The 21,009-nt window shown below is 36.0% G+C and carries 15 protein-coding genes, 7 tRNA genes and 1 pseudogene; 2 read left to right on the top strand and 21 right to left on the bottom strand.

Annotated features, from left to right (window positions below; genetic code table 11):
* Nucleotides 1-14: 14 nt before the first annotated feature.
* From AMET_RS04795 to AMET_RS04750, 10 genes are all read right to left on the bottom strand, one after another.
* Entirely contained in the window at nt 15-503 is a 489-nt protein-coding gene (locus tag AMET_RS04795; protein WP_012062229.1) for a TRAP transporter small permease, read from the bottom strand.
* Nucleotides 504-646: 143 nt separating this feature from the next.
* A complete protein-coding gene (gene dctP / locus AMET_RS04790; RefSeq protein WP_012062228.1) occupies nt 647-1,699 on the bottom strand; it encodes a C4-dicarboxylate TRAP transporter substrate-binding protein in 1,053 nt (350 codons plus the stop codon).
* 508 nt (nt 1,700-2,207) lie between these two features.
* A complete protein-coding gene (locus AMET_RS04785; protein WP_012062227.1) occupies nt 2,208-2,480 on the bottom strand; it encodes a hypothetical protein in 273 nt (90 codons plus the stop codon).
* Nucleotides 2,481-2,774: 294 nt separating this feature from the next.
* Nucleotides 2,775-5,918, bottom strand: coding sequence for an HD domain-containing phosphohydrolase (locus AMET_RS24155; protein ID WP_012062226.1), 3,144 nt, complete (start codon nt 5,916-5,918; stop codon nt 2,775-2,777).
* A gap of 699 nt (nt 5,919-6,617) precedes the next feature.
* The gene (locus AMET_RS04770; RefSeq protein ID WP_012062225.1) at nt 6,618-7,739 is read right to left on the bottom strand and encodes an RNA-guided endonuclease TnpB family protein; all 1,122 of its coding nucleotides are present in this window, start codon (nt 7,737-7,739) and stop codon (nt 6,618-6,620) included.
* On the bottom strand, nt 7,736-8,137 hold the full coding sequence (gene tnpA, locus AMET_RS04765) for an IS200/IS605 family transposase (RefSeq protein ID WP_012062224.1): 402 nt from the start codon (nt 8,135-8,137) through the stop codon (nt 7,736-7,738). The genes AMET_RS04770 and tnpA overlap by 4 nt, the downstream gene beginning before the upstream one ends.
* 481 nt (nt 8,138-8,618) lie before the next feature.
* Nucleotides 8,619-14,465, bottom strand: a complete 5,847-nt coding sequence (locus tag AMET_RS04760) for an S-layer homology domain-containing protein (protein WP_012062223.1) — start codon at nt 14,463-14,465, stop codon at nt 8,619-8,621.
* A 1,406-nt stretch (nt 14,466-15,871) separates the two neighbouring features.
* The gene (locus AMET_RS25560) at nt 15,872-16,045 is read right to left on the bottom strand and encodes a hypothetical protein (protein ID WP_157047156.1); all 174 of its coding nucleotides are present in this window, start codon (nt 16,043-16,045) and stop codon (nt 15,872-15,874) included.
* A gap of 164 nt (nt 16,046-16,209) precedes the next feature.
* Complete coding sequence (locus AMET_RS04755; RefSeq protein WP_012062222.1) at nt 16,210-16,434, bottom strand: hypothetical protein; 225 nt, start codon at nt 16,432-16,434, stop codon at nt 16,210-16,212.
* Between the two features lie 118 nt (nt 16,435-16,552).
* Nucleotides 16,553-16,804 (bottom strand): hypothetical protein, encoded by a 252-nt coding sequence (locus AMET_RS04750; protein ID WP_012062221.1) that lies wholly within the window; start codon nt 16,802-16,804, stop codon nt 16,553-16,555.
* Here AMET_RS04750 and AMET_RS27290 point away from each other — a divergent pair, their 5' ends adjacent.
* Both AMET_RS27290 and AMET_RS27285 read left to right on the top strand, forming a co-directional pair.
* Nucleotides 16,805-16,903 carry a hypothetical protein gene (locus AMET_RS27290; protein ID WP_083761087.1) on the top strand — a complete coding sequence of 33 codons (99 nt, stop codon included), beginning with the start codon at nt 16,805-16,807 and terminating at the stop codon, nt 16,901-16,903.
* 48 nt (nt 16,904-16,951) lie between these two features.
* A pseudogene (locus AMET_RS27285) lies at nt 16,952-17,434 on the top strand (site-specific integrase); the annotation flags it as partial.
* Nucleotides 17,435-17,436: 2 nt separating this feature from the next.
* Here the strand turns inward: AMET_RS27285 and AMET_RS24830 are convergent.
* From AMET_RS24830 to rph, 11 genes are all read right to left on the bottom strand, one after another.
* On the bottom strand, nt 17,437-17,592 hold the full coding sequence (locus tag AMET_RS24830; RefSeq protein WP_157047155.1) for a hypothetical protein: 156 nt from the start codon (nt 17,590-17,592) through the stop codon (nt 17,437-17,439).
* Nucleotides 17,593-18,088: 496 nt separating this feature from the next.
* Nucleotides 18,089-18,165: transfer RNA gene (locus AMET_RS04745), tRNA-Arg, on the bottom strand.
* Between the two features lie 15 nt (nt 18,166-18,180).
* Nucleotides 18,181-18,257 (bottom strand) — tRNA-Arg (locus AMET_RS04740).
* A gap of 35 nt (nt 18,258-18,292) precedes the next feature.
* Nucleotides 18,293-18,368, bottom strand: a tRNA-Gln gene (locus AMET_RS04735).
* Nucleotides 18,369-18,372: 4 nt separating this feature from the next.
* Nucleotides 18,373-18,448, bottom strand: a tRNA-His gene (locus AMET_RS04730).
* Nucleotides 18,449-18,484: 36 nt separating this feature from the next.
* Nucleotides 18,485-18,560, bottom strand: a tRNA-His gene (locus AMET_RS04725).
* Nucleotides 18,561-18,602: 42 nt separating this feature from the next.
* Nucleotides 18,603-18,679 (bottom strand) — tRNA-Arg (locus AMET_RS04720).
* Between the two features lie 8 nt (nt 18,680-18,687).
* Nucleotides 18,688-18,761, bottom strand: a tRNA-Gly gene (locus AMET_RS04715).
* Nucleotides 18,762-19,030: 269 nt separating this feature from the next.
* On the bottom strand, nt 19,031-19,504 hold the full coding sequence (locus tag AMET_RS04710) for a YfcE family phosphodiesterase (protein WP_041720360.1): 474 nt from the start codon (nt 19,502-19,504) through the stop codon (nt 19,031-19,033).
* Nucleotide 19,505: 1 nt separating this feature from the next.
* The gene (locus tag AMET_RS27280) at nt 19,506-20,117 is read right to left on the bottom strand and encodes an XTP/dITP diphosphatase (protein ID WP_012062219.1); all 612 of its coding nucleotides are present in this window, start codon (nt 20,115-20,117) and stop codon (nt 19,506-19,508) included.
* A 23-nt stretch (nt 20,118-20,140) separates the two neighbouring features.
* A complete protein-coding gene (gene rph / locus AMET_RS27275) occupies nt 20,141-20,908 on the bottom strand; it encodes a ribonuclease PH (protein ID WP_012062218.1) in 768 nt (255 codons plus the stop codon).
* Nucleotides 20,909-21,009: the final 101 nt, after the last annotated feature.

Genomic DNA, 21,009 nt, shown 5'->3' with positions numbered 1-21,009 from the left:
AATTATTTCACCTCCTAGTTTTCAACATTTTCATCTGAAAATATTTTTTTGAAACTTTGTACTAAAAAATAAATTGAATATAGGGTTATAAGGGCAAAAGCAATGATCATGGATATATATATATATGAATAAGACAGCTCTAAGGCTGCAGTAATCTTTGTAGATCCCGCTACATACTTATAACTAAAGTAAAACATAATACTAGATAAAATAGTTACCATCATAGCAGTGAAAAATTCCACTACAGTTCTTCCCTTTTTAGGTAACAACTTCATTAACACTTCTACACCTATGAGATTCTTACTTCTATAAGAACTAGCAAAACCTAAGAATATAGTCCAGACAAATGCCCCTACAGCAACCTCTTCTGCCCAGTTATATGTAAACCGTAAAAAGTATCTAGTAAATACGTTCATAATTACGATAATTGAGGTTATCGATAAGAAAAAGCTCCCTACATAAAGTTCAAAATCTTTTCCAAATCTTTTCAACAAATTATTCATGGCTACCTCCTATAAGATTAATACTATTTTAAAATATCAAACGATGACGCTTATTTGTCATGATTATAAACTATATTTTTTTAAAGTTGGAAGGAGATTTACTCCTTCCAACTTTTTTACTTGCTATATAACAACAAGATAAATTACTTTAAATTTTCTTTTATGATTTCTAATTCTTTTACTAGTTCTTCATAGATACCTGGAGTCCATCTATCAAACTTTGTATAAACTGGAGCTGCAGCTCTAAGGAAAGCGTCAGCATCTACTTCGTGGAAGTTCACGCCTTCTTCTTTTAATAAAACTTCATACTCTTTTTCTAATCTAATGGTTTCAACTAAGTTTTCTTCCATACCCTTTTGGAACTCTTCTGCAATAATTGTTTGTTGTTCTTCAGTTAAAGCATCCCAAAGCTTAGGTGAAATTGTCACTGCAGAAACACCTAGTAAATGGTTTGTTAAAGAGTATTCTTTAACATTTTCATATTGTTGCGTTCCATAATAAGTCATGATAGAACCTTCTACTCCATTGATTACACCTTGTTGAATTGCTGCATACGTATCTGGATAAGGCATTGAAACAGGGTTACCACCCATTGCTTCTATGGTATATGTGTATAATTGACTGGTTGGGACTCTAATATTTAATCCATTCATATCATCTGGAGTTTGGATTGGTTTGTTAGTCATCATACTTCTAAATCCAAATACCCAGTCTAGAGAAAGTACTTTTACACCGTGATCTTGCTCTAGTTGCTCATTAAGATTTTGAACTAAATCAGTTTGTGTCATAGCCAAGTACTCATCAAAGGTTTGGTATAAAAATGGTCCAGTTACAGCATTATAGTCTGGCACATAGTCTCCTAAGAAGTTTATACCATCTACCAATATCCAGTCAGAACCTTGAACGATCTGTTCCATACCATCTTTACCTATTGGTAAAATACCACCTGTAAACAATTGTAATTCTAGTGAACCTTCACTTCTTTCATTAATATCTTCAACTACTTTTTTCAATGATATAGCAGTTTGCTCATCATCAACAAATTTTGTACTTACCATAATCACTTTCTTTTCTCCATTAGCGGCTGGTGCATCGGCATCCACATCACCAGCAGGTGCATCAGCTTCGTTGCCACCACATGCCGCTAAGGTTAAAGTCATAGCTAGTACTAGTAAGATTGTCCAAAACTTTTTCATTAAATTTCCCCCTTTTTTTACAATATATTTTAAATATCCTCTATCATAATACAACTTGGGGTTTGACTTGTCAATCCAGTCAGATTATGGATAGTGTCAATTAAAAATCGTTTTCACTTAGACTTGATACAGCCTGAGATATCCCTTGAGAATCTCCTTATCATCTCTTAAATATAAGCCTGTTGAACACATGAATCACTTGAGTAAACGTTTTCATTTTCCTTCAAAATGGCACAAAAAAACCAACAATTAAACAACACATAGTTGATATCGTGCTATCTATTGTTGACACTCCAATTCTCCCGTCAGTACTATTCTGTTTTTCGTAATTTTCTCGCAATTCCCCTTGCTTAAAGTAGTAATATTTTATATTTACCATGTTTCACAATTCATAATTCATATCTTATCATATCTTTTTTCCTTTGTAAAGTACTTTGTACTTTGCAAAAACAATAAAAAAGCCTCAAATTTAACTAAGGCTTTTTTACTGTTTCATCTTATTTAAATATTACTTTTTTTTCTTAAACTCTGCATATTGAATTCCTACCTGTGCTGCTAATAAAAGTAAAATTCCGATTAATGTATAGGACATCAATTGTAAAGATTCATAAACATGCTCTAATTCATGAGCAATTTCCTCTAATTCATGAGCCATCTCCCCCATAATTTCCAGTTGTTCTACTTGTGCAAAAACTACCGTCACACTAAATAATGATAAAATAATGAGTACTGAAAGTATTAAAGATACTTTCTTTTTTGGCATAATCATATTAGCCATCATAACCATTCCCCCCTATGTAATATATAAGTGAGTTCATCCTCACGTAGTGAAAATGATAATCACTTTCATATATATGTTACCATATAATTAACAAATAAGTCAACTATATTTTTCCAAAAATAAATATCCTATCTATACCCTTTATATCGTAGGTAAATACCTCTATATGGTTTTTGTGTCAACCACCGAAGCATTAAAAGGGCTGACATCCCCATAGTACAACCGCAATGTCTTCAAAAAAAAGACATCTACAAACTAGATGTCTTTTCCGGTAAACCTATATAGTCCCCTCAATTATTTGTTCCATTTCTCACCTTCACCTTCTTTACCTAAGACCTTTTCAACAAATACCTTAACAATATCAGGATCAAACTGTGTACCTGCATACTTTTCAAGTTCCACTATCGCTTCATCTTTGCTTTTTGTTTGTTGATATGCCCGTTTTGCAGTCATTGCCTCATAGGCATCGGCTACAGTAATAATTCTAGCGTTTAGCGGAATATCTTGACCCTTCAACCCTTGAGGATACCCCGTCCCGTCCCATCGTTCATGATGATACAATACATCTTCTGCCAATGCAGTATACTCCTCTACCGACTTTAGTATCTGATAGCTAACTTCCGGATGCCTTTTGATTACCTCAAACTCTTTCGCCGTTAGTTTTTCCGCCTTATTTAAGAGTTCAGGTGGCACGATTATCTTTCCAATATCATGCAATTCCCCAGCAGTTTTTAAATGCCCTATCATTTTTTCACTAAAACTCATTGCTGTTGCAATTGCCTGGCAGTACTTAGATACTCTTTCTATATGAATTTGCTCTTGGTCATATTTCAAATTGATGTTGTCAATCACGCTCTTAATGGTCTGACTTCTCATGAGCTTTCCGTATTTTAATTTATCTTTGTACATTTGATTGTCTGCACTAATCATGATACTTTCCACGCTTTCATGGCTATTGATTTTCACTGAATACCCTATGGCTACCGAGACAATCAAGGAATCCAATTTTTCAGTAGAAGCCGCTTCCTTAATTCTTTTTTTTATCTTATGAGCTTGTATTCCATCTATTTGAGGAAGAACTATCAAAAATTCATCTCCCCCAGTTCGCCCTATTATATCGTCAGCTCTGCAAACATCTTTCATTACCCTAGTAATTATCTTTAGAAGCTGATCTCCCATTTCATGGCCAAAAGCATCATTAACAAGTTTGAGACCATTTACGTCCAAAACCATGATAGTCAGAGGCAAATTCCGCTCTGTGTCTAATCGACTAATGGCATCTTCCATATACCGACGATTGTAAAGCCCGGTGAGATGATCATGCATGCTTAGATATTCTATCTGCATTAACTTTTCTTTTTTGTCTGTATAATCCATAAATACAATAACAACACCAGTTATATTCCCATCACGATCCTTTATTGGGGCAGCCCTATCTTCTATTGGTATTTCATCTCCATTTTTTGAAATCAGCATGGTGTGAGTAGCCATTTCAATAATATTCCCTGTTTCTAGCACTTTCTTTGCAGGATTTTCACAGACTTCTCTAGTCAATTCATTTATGATATTTAGTACTTCCTCCAAGGGCTTCCCGTAAGCTTCCACCTGTGTCCATCCCGTCAGTTTTTCTGCTACTGAATTCATCACAGTAACTTTACCTTGCTTATCTGTGGAAATGACACCATCTCCCACGGATAGTAGCGTCGTTTTAAACTGCTCTTTTTCATTAAATATCATTTGTTCCATTTTCTTACGCTCTGTATTGTCCATAAAGGTTACTACAGCTCCTACAATCTCCCCCTCTAGATATTGGGGATATGAGTAGTATTCCACGCTAAACCATGTGCCATCTTTTTTCCAAAACACCTCATCATCCACATGGGTTCCTTTTCCTTCTAATAATGCCTTGATGACGCTACATTCATCTACGGTCATAGGAGTGCCATTTTTGCGACTATGGTGTATTTGTAAGTGCAGGTTCTTCCCGATCAGCTCAGTTTGGTCCTTATATCCTAATATGTTTACACCACTATCATTAATAAATGTACAGTCTCCATTTAAATCGATTCCATATATTCCTTCCGCCGTTGAATCCAGAATCAACTGTAGCTGATCTTTGTTTTCTGCCAAGGCTCGATTTGAAACATCAAGTTCCCATGTTCTTTCTTTTACTTTCTCTTCAAGGGTATTGATAAAGTCGTATATGGTATTGGCCATACGATTAAATGATTTAGCAACCATTCCGATTTCATCATTTCTTTCGATAGTTGCCCTTGTTGACAGATCACCACTGGCAAATTTCTTCTGGGTATCAATTAAACTATTTATCGGATCGATAAACTTTTTAGTCAGTTTCAAGAAAATCAATACTGATATAAAAAGAGCCAAAATGGTCAATATAAAAGCAGTTTCAATAGTATCCATAATGTCTGCTACCAAAATACTTTCAGGCACTGCAGTAATAACTAGCCAGTCTAAACCTTCATCTTGATATTCAATATACTTTATATGCAGCCGATCTTTTTCATAATCTATTTTAATATGATCTACATCACCATTCATGTAATTATTATAGGCTTGCACGATTGCTTTGTTATCAATCTCATTCACTGGCAATCTTTCAAAATCACCATCTGTAGAAGTCTTGAAATTCGCTAAATTTAAAGAATTGGCAATCAACTCTCCTGAATTCTTTTCAACAATAACTGCAAAGGCATTGTTAGCCTTTACAATTTCTTTTAAATAATAATTGATTCTTGAAAGGGTTATATGAGAACCTAAGACACCCTGTAGTTCTCCTTCTTCACTATAAATGGGAGCAGCTAAGGACACTGTCAAGTCATCCATAACAAAGTGTTTATAAATCGGAGAGAATACCAGTCCCTTTGTTTCTTTTGCTGCTTTATACCAAGCTCTGGTTCTAGAATCAAATTTACCCGCCTCTAACACAAGTTCTCCTGCCGTTGTATTTTCCGTTACAGAATAATACCATGAGTGACCTCCAGTTTCTTCATTATTCCTCATTATTTCCACGACATTTTTTTTATTTTTACGGGCACCATAATATTCTCCTGATTCAGTTCCGTAACTAAAACTATATACACCCTCACCATCATGACTATTTATGGCATTAACAAAAAACATTTCTCGATTAGCCTCATTATCTATATCGACAATACCCTTTTCTATCAGTCTCCGATTCACCTCAATCATTTGCTTAGGACCCTTCATAAATGTCTCGATCTGACTAACTATTTCCCGATTCAAGTCATCGGCCATTCTTATTATGGTGTCATTTGCTGATTCTCTCCAACTTGAAAACGTTATGTAACTAATGATCCCAACTGTGGTTGTTAGCAATATAACGAAAGATATAATTATAATTTTTCTAATTGAAATGTTCTTTAAATTAACTTCTTTATATGATGATTTTTCCATTTTACGCAACCTCCTTAAAACCTATCCAAAATTCAAACCAATCCCGTCTTTTTAACCATTGTAGTATACACATAAAATTTAAAAAACGTAAGCATCAGGTCTTCAATCCCATGTCTATAATTCTATAGTTCTATATGCCTAGCATTTAATATTATAATTCTATATAATTTCGTGGTTTCCTTCTAAATTTCTACATAAAACTACATTTATTTATAGTCATGATTTAAATCGTGTTGTTCAAGATGCATCAAAAACCCTAAAAAATTGTATACACATTTTATGCCAAATAGTGACATTTAATTAAAAGTGGCATACTTCGTAGTATTCTACACATAGTGTCAAAAAACACAAAAGCCTGTAATCATTACGATTACAGGCTTTTGCTTGGCGCGCCTTGAGGGATTCGAACCCCCGACCTTCAGATTCGAAGTTTGAGGTTCTTTGTATCATTGAGATTTATAACGCATCATAAGCGCTTGTTTCAAGTATTTCGCAATCTATTATTTGTATTTAGTATTATAGAGAATTATAGTTTTTTATAGTAGTAGTAGTATTGTAGTAGAATATCTATGTAGTGATTGTGACATACTCCCACCACCTACGTTAACACTTAGAGGTGGGGGCTTCTTGGGACGTATCAGCTCATGCTGATATAATTACCAAGCTAACTCCGTCTGCCCAACGGTTTCTTCATCTATTCTAGGCTACGCCTATTATTCTACATCCTTCATTCCTTATATTGATTGCAGCGTTTATATCTCTCTCAATTACTTCTCCACAGAAACAAGTCCAAACACGCTCCGAAAGTGTCAAGTCCCTATTGACTCTATTACAAAATCGACAAAGCTTACTAGAGGGATACCATTTGTTAATGACCACAAGTTGCTTTCCCTGTTCCTTGAGCTTGTATTCTAAAAATGTTCTTAGCATACCAAATCCATTATCATTAGTTGACTTAGCAAGTTTTAATCCTTGTGCCATGCTTCGCATATTTAGATCTTCTATCACGATTGCATCATAGGCATTGGCTATCTGCCTTGATTTCTTGTGTAAGAAGTCCTTTCTTTGATTTGCTACTTTTTCATGAAGTTTAGCTACTTTTTGACGTTGCTTTTCTCTGTTTTGGCTACCTTTTTTACGTTTAGATAGCTTTCTTTGTTCTTTTTTAAGCTTTGCTTCGGCTTGGCGATAATATCTAGGATAGTTGCCTATGTCTCCTTCATTATCTACATATAGTTCTTTTGAAGAGTAGTCTAATCCTAGTGTTGTTTCCTTAGTTGCCATGACTAAATCTATTTGTATATCAAACTCCACAAGTATGGATATATAATATTTCCCTGTAGCCGTTTCACTAATGGTAGCAGACTTAATCACTGAATCTTCAGGTAATTGTCTGTGCATCTTTATCTTTACACCTTTTAATTTGGGCACCCGAATATGACTGTTATCCACCAGTCTGATGGTTCCTTTTTGATTATTGGTTGTATAGCTTTTTTTATCTCTATGCTTGCTTTTGAATTTTGGGAATCCAATTGAGTGATCTCTAAAGAAATTACCATAGGCTGTATTTAGATTGAGTTGGGCATTTGCAAGTGCCAGGCTATCTACTTCTTTTAGCCATGGAAATTCACCCTTATAATTGGCGGGAGTGAGATATTTTTGTTGTTTCAATGCTAGCTTGTCATGTTTATACTTTTCATATATTTCTTTTCGATTTGAAAGCATTTGATTGTAGATAAATCGAACACATCCGAAGGTTTTCTTGATGAGTTCTTCTTGCTCTCTGTTTGGAATGATTCGATACTTATAGGCTTTGTTCATGACTTTTCACCTTGGCTTTCAATATATCCTTTTATCACTTCTACCGATACGTCCCCAGTGGTCAATAGGCAAAAACTCCTGGCCCAGAAATACTCCTTCCATAGCTTTTCTCTTATGGCAGGATACTCTTTTTTCACGAGTCTTGAACTTGCACTTTTATAGGCATTGATGAATTTTGATAGTTGTGAATTAGGGTGTGCCTTGAACAAAATATGTATATGATCTATGTCATGGTTCCATTCCTGTAAGGTGATATTATAATTTGACGCAATTTTGACAAATATGGCTTTGAGTTCTTCAGAAATAGGGTGATCAATTACCCTGCGTCTGTACTTTACCACCAAAACAAGATGATAGTACATCAAGAATACCGAGTGATTATTATTATCTAATTCCATGAGTACACCTTCTTTATATGGGATATGACTAATTATGTATATTATACCATATATTAGGTCGCGGCTCAAGGGACAACAATTCATCCCCCACCTATAGAGGATAGGGGACTTCTTGTTGTATTAAGATAAAGATACTTTAATACACCCGGCAATGTACTACTATGATGCTTTTTTCTTATACAAATGTTTCTGAAAAGCCATAAAAGTTTTTTCTATCTTCTGCACTCCACCAAGCTCCTCTACTGCATCTGCAATTGAGTGATATTTTAATTCCAGTAAGCGTGGTAGCTTCTCCTGATCAAGCTCTTCAAATCCTGTTTCAACGTACTTCGAAAGTACAAAGTAAACGCATTATTTACCGTTTACCATTAAACCTCCATATTTTTGCAGCCTGGGATTTTATATATATCAAAAAAGGAACTGTGCACTAATTACTTAGTGCAACAGCCCTTTTTGGTTTTTCAATATGAGTTTACCTGTCTTATATTACCTTAATCCTAGTATCCCCTAAAGAAGCTGGTATAGGATTTAAAAGATTTTCTACATAGTCTATTAGTATATCCTTTATTGTATCTGAAGTGGTAGCTTTGTTTGATATTTTACCGTCTAAGTTATACTCCTCGTATTCGTTAGAACAAAATGCTACTTTGTAAGTTTCGTCTAAGTCTAAATCTTCCCCGTCCATCATGAATAGTTCTACATCTGTAACTGTACCCTCATCTCCTATAAAAACATCGTACTTTATTCCTGAAACCTGCACAGGTGCATTATTGGATTTTTGTGATTCTGTGAGTAGAAAATCTTTAATGTCTTGTCCTTTTAATTCCCCTGTTACTACATTGTTGATACCGATAAACATTGTGTATATTTCAATTAAATCTTTTTCATACACAGGTCCTGGACTAATGCTGCTTACCGTGTCCATAATATTTCCTGGTAAAAAGGCGATGTTTCCGTAAACCTCATCTGTTACAGTGTTATTGACAGCATCTGTTATTAGGTTTCCTGCTGTGTAACTCTCATTAAATGTGTTCCCTACAATTAATTCTACTTCAGTATGTGCTATAGGTTGAGTTTCCTCAGGCGCTTCTTCTAGTAGTGCATTTACCATTGTCGAACTTTCTATAGATAGTTGAATTTCTTTTTGACCAATCCCTACTGTGTCTGTACCTACCATCCAACCATATATTATATAATTATCATTAAGTTCAACTTTAAAGGTTACTATAGCTCCTTCTGGAACTCCATCTCCTGAACTTAATTTAGTTGAGTCTTCCAGTTCGGCAGTTATTGTAGCTCCATCATTAGGTTGTACAGAAAAGCTAATCTGGTGTGTTGGTAATTCTTTTAGTATCACTTCTATTGTAACATCTTCTGTAATTTCTAGTTGGTATTCGTTACTGTCTACTCCAGTACTTACCCCATTAACTTCCCAGTCTTCTACTTCGTATTTAATAGGATAGTTTACTGCAAATTCTACTGTATCTCCAACGGTTACTCTGTCCCCGTCCCCTATGTTAGTACCATTTACTATCGCCTCTATAGTAACCTCTCCGTATTGTGAACTGAAATTAACGCTGTATGAAGGGTCTGGTTCTTGAATTATGACTTCAATGTCAATGTCAGAAGCTACAACTATTTCTTTGGTTGTTTGTCCCTCGTTACCTATATCCACATCGTTTATTTTCCAACTAACGACTTCGTTACCATTTTCTGGCGTTACGTTAAATACGACTGTTTTAAGACTCTGTACTGTATCTCCTGAGCTTAAACTACTACCTTCGGCAGTTGCTTCGATTGTTGCGTTTCCTCCTGTGGTTCTGAATTCAACTTTATATTCTGCGTTAAAGTCTACACTCTCTCCGTTAATCGTATTTAATCCTGTAATGTCGAATGCACCTTCGAATGGCTCTACCATATTTACTCTAGCATAGTTGTTTGCTAAATTAAGTTCGTTTCTTCCTGCAATTCTACCAAAGGAAGTTTCTTCTCCTTCTAATCTTATTATACTAGGATTTTTAGCTGAGCTGTTTTCTAATGACCCTATGTTACTACCTATGCCTTGAATCCCTCCGACAAAATAGTTTCCACTAACTGTTCCTGATGCAGAACTATCTTTAATTTTCCATTGATTATCCCCTACTAAACCGCCTATATAACGGTCACCCTCGACGTCGCCATACCCGTGACTATTATTAATTTCACCATTATTATTACCTATTAAACCACCTATTCTGTGTATACCCGTTACGTTTCCTGTAGCATAACTGCTATCAACAGTCATTCTGCCGTCATTTGCGGAGACTCTACCTATTAGACCTCCTACGCTTGAAACGCCATAAACATCTCCTTCTGCATAGCTATCTATTACTGCGGTTCCGTCAGCTAGTCCCACTAAACCACCTGTGTCTTCAGTCCCACTAATAGTAGATTTCGAGTAACTATTCTCTATATGCCCGTCTCTCATAGAAGCTGCTAAACCACCTACGTTTCTTCGTCCTGTAACAGTTCCTTCGGAGAAGCTGTCTATAATTGTAACATCTTCTTCCCCAAGTCCCAGTATGCCTCCTGATTGTCCTATATCGCCTGGTGTACACTCTACGTTGCCTATAAAGGAACTTCCACGTATTTCTCCCCGTTCCATTATTCCAATTATTCCTCCTGTTATAACATGCCCCTGTATATTTCCTGTAACGTGTACATTTTCTATGGTACTATCTGCTAAATACCCTACTAATGCCCCTGATATGAATCCTCCCGTACTAGCATCTATTATATTTATGTTTTTAAATGTTGCTTCAACGGCTGCATCAAATAAGCCTGCCAACGGTATTCCTTCTCCTGCGTATTTTTCTTCTGGTGTAAGACCTTCGTCTTCTACTGCTGTTAGATTGTATATTGTATGGTTACTTCCATCGAACGTCCCATTGAATGCGTTTTCTTTTTCTGGTGGTGCGTCTTTTAACTCATCGTACACACCTATAGGTACCCAATCAAGACCTTGTAAGTCTATATCTGCTACTTGATAATGCTTCTTATCTAAATTGTTTCTGATATTATCTAACTCTTCTACTGTTCTTACGGGTAAGTGCCCTTCTTTTACAAAGTACGCACTTACTTCTTTATTACTTGAAGGCATTGTATACTCAAAGTTTGGTTGATGGCTCACAACCTCATTATCTATTACCCAATAAGCTAATTCGTACCCTGCATCAGGTGTAGCTTTAAGGTTAACAACTTCTCCTTCTTCGTAACTACCTTCTCCTTCTATAAAACCGTTTTTCGGTTGTTCTGTAAATGTTATATCGTTATTTGGCGCTACTTCCAGTATGACTTCTGTATCATAATCGGAATCTATTTGTAGTGTTTTGTTTGTTTTTCCTACATCCCCAATATCTTCTCCATTGATTTTCCAGTTTTTAACTCTGTAACCGATTTCAGGTCTTACTTCTATTTCAACAGTTGTATACTTATATAGACTGTCCCCCGAGTTTATGATATTACCATCTACGGTTGCATCAATATCCCCAGTTCCTCCCGAAATGCTAAACTCTACTTTATACATCTGGCTGAAATCTCTATTCTGTCCATTTATATCGTCATCTCCTACTGTATCAAATGCACCTTCGTAAGGAGTTAACATACTAGTATTTCCGTAGTTGTTTTCTAATGTTCCTTCGTTGAATCCTACAACTCTTCCAAAGGATGTTTCATCACCTTCTAATCTGACTATACTAATATTTTTAGCTGAACTTCCTATTACGCTACTATTAGCACTACTGTTATTTCCTACCAACCCACCCACTTCATTGTACCCTCTAACTACTCCTAGGGCGTAACTGTTAGTGACTTCTCTGGTATTTCTTCCTACTAAACCTCCGACTTGCTGCCCTCCGATAACATCTCCAGTAGCATGACTACTGTCTATGACTCCTTGGGATATTCCTACTAATCCTCCAACATTATCTAATCCCTCTACATCTCCACTTGCATGACTGTCTTTTATAAATGCTTTGTTATCGTTATAACTATATATACTTCCTACTAATCCTCCAACAAATTCTTCTCCAGAAATATTGCCTTCTGAGTGACTACCGTTGATTTCTCCTTCATACATTCTTCCTATTAGTCCACCCGTGTACTTATTTCCTGATATGTCAGAATTACTTTCGCTACTATTTATTACTGATATATATGAATATCCAATAAGTCCACCTATATAGATATCCCCTTCTACTTCACCAGATGTAAGACTTTTTAATATTGTAGATTCTCCTGCATACCCTATTAAACCTCCAACACCTTTTACAATGTTTTCAGGAACCTCCCAAGACACATTGTCACTGACATTTCCTTTAAAGGACACATTTTCTATAGTTGAATCTTCTGTAAGTCCTGATAACCCACCTGTTGCGCCTCCACCATGAACATTTCCTGTAACGTGGACATTTTTTATATTACTTTGGATTAAAGACCCTGCTAAAGACCCTACTATAAGACCCTCTGATTCTACATTTATCAGGTTAATATTTTTGAAATCTGCCCCCATAGCCACTTCAAATAACCCTACGAAGAATAAGTTGTCGATATCTTCCGTTGTTTCTATTCCGTCAAAATTTGGTTCCTTTTTTATACTAAGGTTTTCTATATTGAATCCATTGCCGTTAAAGGTTCCTGTAAATGTTGAATCTTTAGCAGGCAGGCCCCTTCCCATATCTATTCCTGGACCTATAGGTGTCCATTCTTGGTTTTTTAAATCAATATTAGCTATTTGATGATAGTTTCCTGTTAAGTTATTTCTAATTTCATCTAAATCTTCCGATGTTCTTATTGGAATGTATCCCTCTTTTACAAAATAGGCGGTTACTGTTGTGTTTGATGATGGCATTGTGTATTCAAATGTTAAGTCACTACTTATAACTTCATCGTCCTCCACCCAGTATGCTAATTCATACCCAGCATGATGTTCAGCTGTAAGTGTAATATCAGACCCTGCTGTATAACTTCCCCCACCTGTCACATTACCCTTAGATGCAATAATATTTAAAGAATATGATGGGGTCGTAACGCTTCCTCCACTGCTTCCTCCGCCGCTTCTCTCTCTTTCCACTGTATTTGATATACTAGAAGATGCCATTTCTGACCCCGAAATATCTTTTATAGTGTCTTTCTCATTGTTAACTGTGCTTTTTGAATCAAGTATTAATTTTTCTATTATAGTATCTTTATTTACTTGCAACGTAGCATTAGAACTTTCTTTTGAAACGTTGATTTCTTCTACGGTAGTTTTACCTTGTGTAGTAACAGTATTGTTGTTTCCCTTTACTGATACATTATTAAATGGACCTTCTAATATAACTTCTTGGTCTACTGCTTCCTCTGAAATTTCTAGGTTAATTCTACCTAAATTACTTACTACCACTCTAACAATTTTTGTTGGAGTGTTATTAACTACTAGTTCTTTATGACTTCCTCCGTTTATATAAATTGAGTTAGCTCCACCACCGTTGACATATATAATTTCGTTTACGTCTACGTCGTTTAAAGTAACTTCACCATCACCAACTTCTTCTGTTATAGTTAAATTCCCATGGATTACATAATTATCAAGGGTAACTCCGTTGGCTTTAATAAACACGTCATTGAAAATTTCTGTTGTTTTATCTTCATCTCCGTACACCCCTGCTTTATTAAAAACGGTACTCTTTTCTTCTTCGTTCAGTAAATTCATTGCATTATTTAAAACCGTTGCTGCTTCAGCTCTAGTGGCATTCCTTTGAGGTCTAAATGTATTGTCTGAATAACCTCCCATTAATCCTACTGTTGCTACCTTATCTACATGTTCTTTTGCCCATGATGAAATTTCGTTGTCATCTCTAAACACTATGCTGCTATCTATATCGGAAATTTCAGTAGCATTAACTATCATGGCAGCCATCTGCTCACGTGTTATAAAGTCATCGGGGCCAAATGAATTTTCATCGTATCCTCCAACAATACCATGATAATTTGCTGTGGCTATAATACTCTCTGCCCAGTGACCTTTAGTGTCTTTAAATATCTTTCCCTCTTCGCCTTGAAGGTCATACGTCTTTACAACTATTGTAGCAAATTCTGCTCGTGTTATATTATTGTCGGGCTTAAATGTACCATCTGAATATCCTCCTATAATGTCCTCCGATTCCATAAACCTGATTGTTCCTTCTGCCCAATGTCCTGCAATGTCAGATAGTTTTGGTTGTGCGCTTGTGGAAACCATTAATGATATCACCATAAGAATGGTTAGAAATAGTGAAATGCTTCTTTCGTACTTTTTTTTGCAATTCATAGATTATCCTCCTTTTCACTTTAACGTTCTAGATTTGTTTATTTATGTGAATATTACATCCCAATACTTTTTCCTTATAATTTCTTGCATAGTAGATTTCACTAATAAGCAATTAATATATTCATGCCAACCTTCTTCAAGATTGTGTAAAGGTAATTAGTTGCTATGTTTAAGCATAATTTGACTCTTTCACTACAATAATAACATTTTTCGACATCTAACAAGTTTAAGGCAACCTTAAGTAATTCTAAAGTTTTCTTTTGGTTCTTATAAATTCTAGCAGGAGAAAACCGAAGTGTGGCACTATTAGTAAGTTGGTGGCCAAACACCGTTGTTCAATAGTCATTATCGCAATAAGTTAAAGAGTGGTTTTTTGCTATTGCTTCTAACTCAGGTACACTTCGTGTGAATGATATTATATTAGTGTACCACTTAGAGCCATTTCGCTACTGAATTAGTTTACCACCTAGCATAAATTTCCTGTAAAATATAGTGATATGTTTTGACAGGAGGATGAAAGGTGTGAAGGTTGAAATGGACATGTACAAAGATATCGTAAGAGCGATCTTGAAGGTGAATCCCAGCCCTCTATTGCTTGGAGATTAGGTGTCTCAAGACAAACAGTAAAAAAGTACTGTGACGGCTCTGCACGTCCTGATGTAAGAAAGCAGTATGTAAGAGAATCAGATACAGTTACTAAGGATGTCAGATTATTTATTCTTAATTGTTTTAAACAAGACAAAGATGAAAATCTCAAAAACAAAAGCATACTGGAAAACGCATTTATCCACTCTCCTTCTTTAGACTTTTGACGAATATACTGATTTATAGAGATCTTGCCATCTTCCCTAACTCTTTTACTAGCTTGATCCTCTCATTTTTGTATTTTGGACATTATGTATACCCTAACGTGTACATTCTATAAAAAAACGTATTTTCCTTTTATATTCTACAAAAACCTTGTTTTTGTGCAAAAAATTGTAATAGAGTGAAATAATCCTTTTCGTCATACCTACGTTACATCTTATGCGCCAATACTTACATCTCAATTGTAACAGTTGTTTACATAATTATGAAAATAAGGCGCACTATTTCAAATAAACACTTTGCCTAAAACAACATTTTCCTTCTGCAGTTAGTGTAATTTAACTTTATTTAGAACCACTAACATGCAATAAGTTTCGTGTCATTCTACAAGAAATATTATTTTAGTAACCTTAGAAGTACAAAATGAATTATATGGCGCCGCATTAGTCTTATAGGCTTTAAAACGTGTTTTCATACCTTTATATACTCATATGAAAAAAGCCCCTACAGGCCATTATTAGCTTGTATTGGCTTTTTTCTGTTCTTATGTATCTATGTCTAAGCACTATAGTTGTTTTATCAGTTTTTACTATTTATGATCAATACCCAGGTGAGTAAGTTATGAATTTAATTTTTAATTTTGTATATCTTTCTTTTATTCCTTTCCATGATACTACAACATCATCATGCCAAGTAAAAATAACACACAGCCCTTTATTACCAACGTCAATAAGCTTATGTTCTAATTTTTGTAGTCTATTATTTAATCTCATCCTCTACAGCCTCCACGAAGAAACCTTTTCTAAAAATTCTTCAGTAGCACTCCAGGTTCTTCTATTCTCAACTTTATCATTGTCTGAACTGGAACTCTTCCTGACATTACCTCTACACTAACCCAATCAGTTGATTATTAGAGACATTTAGCCACTGAATATAATTAATACTTCCTACTATACTGCTTTTTTGGATTATCAGCCACTTCTTCTAGTTTAAGAATTCTAGTTTCTAGTTCCTCCACTTCAATAGACTTAAGCAAAATAGATGATAAGTAGCCAATGCACCGAGCTTTACCAGTTTCTATTTCATCTTTTAACAGTTGATTGATTTTCCTATTCAGAAGCCTACGCACTTGCTGGGGATTTTGTAATCTTATATCTTGCAAACCCTATACTCCCTCCTTCAATCCTCTTAATTTCAATGCTTGTCATCATTATATATATACCAAACTTAGTCTATAGAACTTAGCTCGTTATTTGATTCATTCTTTTATCTCTCTCTATTTAATCATCCCATGGGATTCCTACTTGTACCTCCGTAAAATCTTTTGGTATATCTGTATCCCATCTGAATGTATAGCCAAATATCTCACTTGTTTCCTTTTGGATTTCTAATAATAATCCTGTTTCCTTTTCAAAGTGTACCTCTGTCCACGGTAACTCTGTTTCATACCTATTTTTTAATACGGCTATTTTCCCGTTGATTCCTAACGTTATTGTACATTTGGCAGTTATGAACAGGTCGTTAGGGTTCATATCATACCCTCCATTGGAAACTGGCATCTTAAAAACTTGCGCCCAGATCACCTGCAAAACCTTTATAATGAAAAGCTTGAGAGGGGCAGAGCAGAATAGTTTCCTTGATACTTTAGATGAGGACAGGCTAGTTCAGCATTTGTAGTCGCATTAGGAACCGGAGTAAGGCAGGATGAGCTCCTAGCTCTAAGATGGCAAGATATAGATTTAGAAGAGGGAATAATTAACATAAATCAAACAGTTAAAAGGGTTCAAGATTTCGATAATAAGGATGGCCCTAAAACAAAGACAATATTTCAAGAGCCTAAAACAAAAGCAGGGAGAAGGTCTATTCCCTTACCTCATAACGTTATAAAGGAACTAAAACTGCATAAAGAAAGACAACTTCAAGAAGAACAACTTACAAATGGTATATATGATGATAGTTATAATCTTGTTTTCTGCACCGAATTAGGAAAACCTATAGATGCTAGAAATCTTGATAGGAAATTTAAAAGTCTTGTAAAAAAAGCTGGTTTAGAGAATGTTAATTTCCATGCCTTGCGTCATTATGTAGAGTTAGATATTATGGGGAGTGCCCTTAGCAAGTCATTGAATTACAATGACATTTTCCTTAATCACTCCCCATAATATTAATCACAGAGTGAATTTAACCAACTCATTAGATCCCCATCTTCTTCCCACTTAGGAGCAGAATCTGGTACCAAGTCAATATATGCACTTTCTATTGCTTTTATTTTCATCTCACTGTCAGCTCTAGCATAAACTTCAGTTGTTGAACAGTTCACATGCCCAAGAAAATCCCGTATATAAATGAGGTTTACCCCTGACTGTAAAAGATGCTGTTTATTATGGTGAGTGATTAAACATAAAATGCGAGTATTTAACCAAACAACTGTAATTACTCCCCATAAAAATTGACTCTACATAATGTCTCTTATGGAGAGCTCTCCATAATAGGCACTCGTATGCTACCAGGTTGTTAGAAATAAATGAACATCCAAAGGTAGTATAAAAGCTCTTAGGACATACTGATATAGCATTAACCCTTAATACTTATTCTCACGTGATGCCCGAAGTTAAGAAAGCTGCGGCATCTAAAATTGACTTCTTATTTGAAAACAAAAAAATCCTTCAGTAATGAAGGACTTTAGAAAAATAAATCTACAACCGTCAAAACCTCATTTTGATGGTTAATTTTTGTCTTTTTTCTCTAGTAGTAGTAAAGTAGTAGTAAAAAAGACTTCCAAAGAATTATACATTCTCTGAAAGTCTTGCAATCACTGGCGCGCCTTGAGGGATTCGAACCCCCGACCTTCAGATTCGAAGTCTGCAACTCTATCCAGCTGAGCTAAAGGCGCATATTTTTTTATACTTGGCGTGCCCACAGGGATTCGAACCCCGGGCCTACGGCTTAGAAGGCCGTTGCTCTATCCAGCTGAGCTATGAGCACATTTTAGAGCAGACTTGACTCTGCTCTGGATGAATTGGCTGGGATAGCAGGACTCGAACCTGCGGATGACGGAGTCAAAGTCCGTTGCCTTACCGACTTGGCTATATCCCAATGATGGGGCGGGTGATGGGGTTCGAACCCACGCATGCAGGAACCACAATCCTGTGTCTTAACCACTTGACTACACCCGCCATATTATATTGTTTATATCGTTGCCTTTTGTGAAATGGGGCGGGTGATGGGGTTCGAACCCACGCATGCAGGAACCACAATCCTGTGTCTTAACCACTTGACTACACCCGCCATATCATATTGTTTACCATATTCATTTTGTTGTTTATTTAATGGCGTGCCCACAGGGATTCGAACCCCGGGCCTACGGCTTAGAAGGCCGTTGCTCTATCCAGCTGAGCTATGAGCACATTTTTATTGGAGCGGGTAGAGGGAATCGAACCCTCGCGATCAGCTTGGAAGGCTGAAGTTCTACCACTAAACTACACCCGCATAAATCTCCAGTTGTTTTTCCTGACATTTGATTATACTATCATATAGTTATCATTTTGTCAATAAATTGTTAAATAATCATTAAACAACAAGGTTCATTATACATAAAAACGACTCATATGTCAATGGAATTTTCTATCCTTTATACAGGATGTGCTAAAACCAGATGAATTATACACTGATTTACTGATTTTTTACTGGTCCAACTCATTAATCAAGAATAAAATGTGTTGCCTGGTCTTAATGATTACATTGAATTTACATTCTGACTATTCTAACTCTATTAGGGAAACTTTCAAATGGCGATGCGCTCCGATCTCCATTAGAGCACAGCTTTTTTGACTATCTCCCCTTGGTGAGCTTACACTTCCAGGGTTTAATATAATCATGCCTTCTTCTTTTACGTTTAAAGGGACATGGGTATGTCCAAAAATAACCACATCAGCCCCTAGCTCTTTTCCTCTATAGAATATACCATTGATACCATGTGTCACACCATAAATATGCCCATGGCTGATAAAGTATTTTTTCCCATGGATTATTTGAACCACTTCATCAGGCCCCTCTTGATCACAATTTCCCGATACACCTATTGTTTTAATGTGATAATTTTCTTCTATATAACTTCGGTCCCTATAATGATCTCCTGTATGAATGATTAGATTGACATGACCTAAATGCTTCATGGCTAGGCCTATGTTTTCAAACCCACCATGACTATCTCCTAAAACACCGATCTTCACTTTATTCACTTCCTAACTTGTCCTCTAACAAAATTTTCATTTTTTCTAGAGCCCTTGCCCGGTGACTGATTTCATTTTTTCTTTCTGCGCCTAATTCCGCAAAGGTTAACTGATATTCCGGTACGATAAAGAGGGGATCATATCCAAATCCACCGGTTCCTCTAGGTACAGTATCTATTACTCCTGGACATTCTCCTCTTAAAACAATTTCCTCTCCATTTGGGAAAATAGCTGCCATGGCGCACACAAATCTTGCTTTTCTACTTTCCATTGGTATGTCCTTTAGGAGTTTTAAAAGTTTTTCATTATTCTCTTGATCCGTGGCATTTTCTCCAGCAAATCGTGCTGAGTAAACGCCTGGTTCATTATTTAAGTAATCTACCTCAAGTCCAGAATCATCAGCGATGGTTACATATCCCGTCTTTTCCATAATGATTCTGGCTTTGATTTTTGCATTATCTTCAAATGTCACACCATCTTCAATAATCTCTAACCCTTCTAGTCCAACATCCTTCATGGATTTAATTTCTATGGGAAATGTTTTAAGAATTTCTTGAATTTCTTCAAGCTTATGTTTATTTCCCGTAGCAATGACAACAATTTGATGCTTCATTTCTTTTCACCTCAACTTGTTTCCTATTTTTCTCCAGTCACGTCTTTATCATTTTTACCGATCTCTTCAGCTAAGCTGCCTAGGACTTCTTTTTGTAAAGCAATCAGTTGGGCGTTTCCTTCTTCACCTAGTCTCAAGAGCTCCATCAAACTGTCTCGGGAAAAGGGTGCTTCTTCTCCGGTTCCTTGAACTTCAATAAACTCTTTCATATCAGTCATGACAATGTTCATATCTACCATTGCTTTAGAATCCTCTTCGTAGCAAAGGTCCAATACAGGCTGATCGTTAACAATCCCAACACTAATGGCCGATACATAGTTTTTGATTGGTATGTATGTAATCTTCTTTGCTTCTTTTACTGAATTAATTGCTTCTACTAATGCAATAAACGCCCCTGTAATGGAGGCTGTTCTTGTGCCACCATCAGCTTGGATCACATCGCAATCAATCCAGATTGTACGCTCTCCAAGGGCCTCTAGATCGATAACAGAACGAAGAGCTCGTCCAATCAGTCTTTGAATTTCTTGGGTTCTTCCCTCTATTTTTCCACGACTTGATTCTCTGATCTTTCTTGTGTTGGTGGAGCTAGGTAGCATAGAATATTCTGCAGTCACCCATCCTTTTCCAGAATTTTTTAAAAAATGAGGCACCCGCTCCTCAACCATGGCTGTACAAATCACCTTAGTCTCTCCCATCTCAACAAGGACTGACCCTTGTGCGTGCTTTGTATAATTTTTAGTGAATTTTACAGGTCTTAATTCATCAAATTTTCTTCCATCTACTCGACTCAAAATACATCTTCCTTTCTCTTTTCTTCTTCTTTTATTGTACCATATTTTTATTGCTTAGGGAATTTTACCAAGTGTTGATCTTCCACCATTATATTGTCCAG

The sequence above is a fragment of the Alkaliphilus metalliredigens QYMF genome, from assembly GCF_000016985.1.
GTDB lineage: Bacteria > Bacillota > Clostridia > Peptostreptococcales > Natronincolaceae > Alkaliphilus_A > Alkaliphilus_A metalliredigens.
Note: the sequence above shows the minus strand (reverse complement) of the source record. Positions and strands in the feature narration are given on the sequence as shown.

Coding starts and splice junctions, on each gene's coding strand:
- AMET_RS24155 (WP_012062226.1), bottom strand. CDS start 5,918: ATGGAAAAATCATCATATAAAGAAGTTAATTTAAAGAACATTTCAATT.
- AMET_RS25560 (WP_157047156.1), bottom strand. CDS start 16,045: ATGAGATTAAATAATAGACTACAAAAATTAGAACATAAGCTTATTGAC.
- AMET_RS04785 (WP_012062227.1), bottom strand. CDS start 2,480: ATGATGGCTAATATGATTATGCCAAAAAAGAAAGTATCTTTAATACTT.
- AMET_RS04760 (WP_012062223.1), bottom strand. CDS start 14,465: ATGAATTGCAAAAAAAAGTACGAAAGAAGCATTTCACTATTTCTAACC.
- AMET_RS04750 (WP_012062221.1), bottom strand. CDS start 16,804: ATGAACCCTAACGACCTGTTCATAACTGCCAAATGTACAATAACGTTA.
- AMET_RS27280 (WP_012062219.1), bottom strand. CDS start 20,117: ATGAAGCATCAAATTGTTGTCATTGCTACGGGAAATAAACATAAGCTT.
- AMET_RS04770 (WP_012062225.1), bottom strand. CDS start 7,739: ATGAACAAAGCCTATAAGTATCGAATCATTCCAAACAGAGAGCAAGAA.
- AMET_RS04795 (WP_012062229.1), bottom strand. CDS start 503: ATGAATAATTTGTTGAAAAGATTTGGAAAAGATTTTGAACTTTATGTA.
- tnpA (WP_012062224.1), bottom strand. CDS start 8,137: ATGGAATTAGATAATAATAATCACTCGGTATTCTTGATGTACTATCAT.
- dctP (WP_012062228.1), bottom strand. CDS start 1,699: ATGAAAAAGTTTTGGACAATCTTACTAGTACTAGCTATGACTTTAACC.